Annotated in this window: 4 protein-coding genes; all 4 read right to left on the minus strand. The window is 35.8% G+C overall.

The features are described 5' to 3' along the window. Positions 1-49 precede the first annotated feature (49 nt). Entirely contained in the window at positions 50-466 is a 417-nt protein-coding gene (locus E5355_RS18820; protein ID WP_136011528.1) for a hypothetical protein, read from the minus strand. Between the two features lie 27 nt (positions 467-493). Further along, entirely contained in the window at positions 494-1,336 is an 843-nt protein-coding gene (locus tag E5355_RS18825) for a glycosyltransferase (RefSeq protein ID WP_136011529.1), read from the minus strand. A gap of 15 nt (positions 1,337-1,351) precedes the next feature. Beyond that, entirely contained in the window at positions 1,352-2,041 is a 690-nt protein-coding gene (locus E5355_RS18830; RefSeq protein WP_136011530.1) for a hypothetical protein, read from the minus strand. Between the two features lie 720 nt (positions 2,042-2,761). After that, on the minus strand, positions 2,762-3,721 hold the full coding sequence (locus E5355_RS18835; protein ID WP_136011531.1) for a LuxR C-terminal-related transcriptional regulator: 960 nt from the start codon (positions 3,719-3,721) through the stop codon (positions 2,762-2,764). Between the last annotated feature and the right edge of the window lie 188 nt (positions 3,722-3,909).

A 3,909-nucleotide genomic window follows, 5' to 3' on the forward strand; every position in this document is an offset into this window, starting at 1 on the left:
TGGGCCAAATTTATTTAATGTTTAACTAGTCCCTATTTTTTATGGGACACTAATGATTGCGCATATGAAAATAATTATTTAACTCCATAAAAGAACAAATTGGCGCATTAGGTTTACCTCCTTTTTGTGAGCTAATATTATATTCACACAAAAAATAGGCTATCCAATGAAGCATACTTCCATATTCAACGACTTCCCCCAATTCTGCAACTCTCTTATAATCAACCGATTTCTTTTTAATGGCATATATACACTTTTGTTGTGGCTGATGCAAGCACATATATTTAAAGAAGTGATACCCATTATCTCTAGCCTCCTTTGGCTCCTCACATACCAGCCAAACAGTCTGAAATTTCTTTCTATAAAGAGGTTTGGCAATCCAGGCTATCACCATAGGGAAAAAAGATAAATAGTCTCTTAGCTTAACGTCCTGAATTTTATTGAACAAGTACTTAAAACCAATCATATTTTGTCAAATATTAATTATATCCTTTTAACTTCTAGCGAATTTTTGAAAAAACCATCCACGAACCTTATTGGGCAGCAGAAGTTGCACCATAAACCTTACTAAAACATTAACTAAAAAGACCTTGCTATTAATAATGCTATTATCAAGCATATACTTCTGCAATCGCACTTCACTTTTAAAATATCTCATGCCACCTCTTCTAGCATACATATCCTTTCCCACCCGCACGTTTACCAATATATTAGGCAAGTTTGCAAACTTACATTCAGCCAAGAACATACGAATCCACAAGTAATAATCCTCATTCCAAAACCAGTCTTGATAATTTCCTGAATTCATAACACACGAGCGTAAAAATGCCACACTCATATGATTAAACGGACAACGCCACTTTATCACATGAGCAATTTCTTCAGGTGTTTGAGGAACAACTCTATACCCTACCACATTGTCTTCCGTATCAATAAACTCTGAAATCTGACCACCCAAAACAGATACATCAGGATGCATTTCCATATAGCGTATCTGTTTCTCAAATCGATTAGGAACAGATATATCATCACTATCCATACGCATTACTATCTCAAAAGAGCATGCTAGTAACCCTTCATACAAAGCATTTCCCAATCCTTTATTCTCCAACAAGCGTATCGGACGTATATAAGGAATTTCCTCCATCAACATCTTAATGCAATTGTTAAGTTCAACAGATATAGGACCATCTATAACCAATATGACTTCCGAAGGTTGTAAAGTTTGAAGCAACGTAACACTCTTTATAGCACAATATAAGAACTCAGGTTTGTCGTTTTTATAAACAGACATCAATACTGAAAATTTTTTATATTTATCTATTATTGCAGGCATACAAGACAAATTGTATCATAATTTTTCTATTGCACATTCTTGCATTTTGAAAATAGCATTTAGTTTATGTATCAATCTAATGCTATCCAATTTATAAAACAGAAAACGTAAGCGATAAAGAACTTTGAAGGTAAAACGATATTTTGGATTATATACTATATGCAAATCAACGTAAGCTTTACGAAAAGCAAAATATTTTTCTAAATAATCTTGAAAATTCGTCTCATGAAAAACGCTCTTTGAACCATCACAAATATAAAAACCAGAACTAAGTAAATCATTACAATCAAGAAGTATTCCATAAATCAATGCCGCATTAACTTGCAATTTTTCAAAAGATGGAATAGTCTTCAAAATAGAAAAATCTATTACTTTTTTTCTTATATGAATAAAAGCATAGCCGCAAAGTTTCCCCGTATCGCGATAAAAAGCACCATAAAGTCTGTCTTTTAAAGACGATGAATTCAAAGAGCTAATAAAATTTTCTTTTGATGGATTCACTGGACGATATTTCTTCGGATATGCAGAAAGACTATCACAGACCACAGAATAAAGTTCTTCTTTATAATCTTCAGCATGAATAAGCCTTATTTCAAAGTTTCTCTCTCCTTGAAGCACTACATAACGACGCTTACTCTTTAATTTAGAAATATCAAAAGGGGTGTCTTTTATTACATAATACCAGTTTTTACCCCCCCCATGCATCGTAATTAGTTGTATATCTGCATATTACAGCTTTTAAACCATAACTACCCCATATCAATCCATTATTTAAACAAGAAAGATTCGGTATCTCATGAGGTTCACAATTAGGAATCAACATATGTTGATAATAAGAAAAACTATCCATAAGATAAGTATTCAAATACAAACTTTTAAATTAAGTAAAAAGGTTAAGTATGAAGAGGAATTTTTACCTTTTTCATACTCGGAACTGTACTACAAAACTTTTTCTTTTTAAGATTTATCCACCATCTTTCTCTTTACAAATTCCAACAAATGCAACCTAACCAGTATGATACGAAGAAAGCTCTTAGATCTAAGAATTAAATGGGCTTTCTTTCTTCGATAAGCATTCTGAATTAACAATAAACGGTAACGCCATTGGTCACTATTCATCAAGCAAAAAGACTCTATAAGCTTAACATCCAATAAATCCTTCTTTTCTCCCTTGAAAATAAAGCAACAAAGCATAGTGTTGTATATCATCAATTTGTGATTGTAAAATCAGCAATAGATAACAAGCGGGTAACAAAACTGGATTTTATTTGTAGGAAACAGTCAGGCTGTCAAAAAGGAACGAATGGGAACGATAAAGGCTCAAATGGAACAGGATATTAATACTGTATGACCTTTGGGTTCAATGATTGTGTTTATGTCGGCAAATAAAGCGATTTTACTTCAAACTACAAAATCTCTGACTTGTTATTTCAAGTCGATTCCTTTAGGATCAATTATGTTGTGAAGGATGGCGAATATGGCAAGAGCCGCCGATGAGTGGATGTTCAACTTTGAGCTTAGATTCTTGCGGTAGGTGGTAATTGTATGGAAGGAGAGGCGCAATTTGTCTGCAATCTCCTTATTTGAAAGTCCTTGCGCCACGAGGCGGATTATTTCTTTCTCACGGTCGCTCAAAATTTCAGTCTTATCTTTTGCAGACGCCAAAATATCATCTGTTTCTTTGGACTGTTTCTGTCTTATAGATGACACTCGTTTCTCAAGTGCTTCGACGGCAGGCACGAGCAGCCGGTTTTCAATTTCACAATGGGAAATAAGATCCTCACCGCAAGACATTATCCGAAACAGAGCTTGATTGAGTATGCGTGTGTTTGGAATTGAATAATGCTGTAAGAAAAGGTCTTTTAGTTCGGTAAGCTTGGATGCCATGCTGTTGTGCTTCGTGGCGAAATCCTTTATGCGGAAATCAGGGTTGCGGACACCGTTCTGCAACTGCTCGATGTAAGGAAACACCACTTCGTCCTCGAAAGTCATGTGGTTTCTGACCTCTTCCATATATTCATCAAAAAACTTGATGAGAAACAACGCCACATCAGTGGCAGCGGGATGCTGCACGCCCTGCACTAACGTGACCTTTATGCCGGGAAGCGTAAAATCCAAAATGTAGGAGTGCGCTTCTTTCAGATAGCCGACCAATGTCGGAAGATGTATCTGGAGTCCGTTGAAATTGCGGTTACTGATAAGATTCGCCACCGCAAGAAAGGTGTAACAGTCGATATTGTTGTCAGCACACACTCTATGTATGGTGCTGTTGCCGAATCCGAATGGAATCTTGAAACGGTTAAGCACCAACAGCAACTGACCATTATCCACAATGATGTCGCGGATGCGGTCGGTAGGAGTGTAAATTGCCGATGACTGAATCATATCTATTGCCTCCGGGAAACGTGAGAAATCCCGATGCAAAGTTACCGCCAATGCGCAAAATGTAACTATTCAGCGAATCGAATACAATCAGGTTGGTCAGCAACAATTTTAGAATAATCCTCTGATTATCATTAAAATAACAGTGATTCTATTTGTGAATGTCAGATAAAATCGCTATCTTTGTATCT

The sequence above is a fragment of the Bacteroides muris (ex Afrizal et al. 2022) genome (assembly GCF_004793475.1).
GTDB lineage: Bacteria > Bacteroidota > Bacteroidia > Bacteroidales > Bacteroidaceae > Bacteroides > Bacteroides muris.

Coding starts and splice junctions, on each gene's coding strand:
- E5355_RS18820 (WP_136011528.1), bottom strand. CDS start 466: ATGATTGGTTTTAAGTACTTGTTCAATAAAATTCAGGACGTTAAGCTA.
- E5355_RS18825 (WP_136011529.1), bottom strand. CDS start 1,336: ATGCCTGCAATAATAGATAAATATAAAAAATTTTCAGTATTGATGTCT.
- E5355_RS18830 (WP_136011530.1), bottom strand. CDS start 2,041: ATGCATGGGGGGGGTAAAAACTGGTATTATGTAATAAAAGACACCCCT.
- E5355_RS18835 (WP_136011531.1), bottom strand. CDS start 3,721: ATGATTCAGTCATCGGCAATTTACACTCCTACCGACCGCATCCGCGAC.